Source organism: Rhodococcus sp. Leaf225 (genome assembly GCF_001426145.1).
GTDB lineage: Bacteria > Actinomycetota > Actinomycetes > Mycobacteriales > Mycobacteriaceae > Rhodococcoides.
Genome location: NZ_LMRN01000007.1, coordinates 1 through 475, shown reverse-complemented (window position 1 = coordinate 475; position 475 = coordinate 1). Strand labels below are relative to the sequence as shown.

Annotated in this window: 1 protein-coding gene; it reads left to right on the top strand. The window is 72.8% G+C overall.

From position 1 onward, the window contains the following. A partial coding sequence (locus ASG69_RS22965) for an acyl-CoA dehydrogenase family protein (protein WP_235578786.1) occupies positions 1 to 475 on the top strand: 475 nt, incomplete at both ends.

Genomic DNA, 475 nt, shown 5'->3' with positions numbered 1-475 from the left:
AGCCGGCTACTCCCTCTTCGGGCCGATCGCGACGAACATCGGCGCCCCCGACGAGGGCAACGTCCACCTCCTCGCCCACGTCGCCTCCACCGCCCAGAAGGAACAGTTCCTCGCCCCCCTCGCCCGCGGCGACGTGCGGTCCGCGTTCGCGATGACCGAACCCGCCCCCGGCGCCGGATCGGACCCCTCCGCCCTCACCACCACCGCCACCCGCACCGACGGCGGCTGGCGCATCGACGGCCACAAGTGGTTCATCACCGGTGCGGACGGTGCCGGGTTCTTCATCGTCATGGCCCGCACCTCCGGCACTCCCGGCGACCGCGGCGGCGCCACGATGTTCCTCGTCCCCGCCGACACCGCCGGCGTCACCGTCGGCCGCCACATCAGCACCCTCGACCGCGCCATGATCGGTGGGCACTGCGAGGTCACCTTCGACCGCGTCGTCGTGCCCGAGGACAACGTCCTCGGCGCCGTC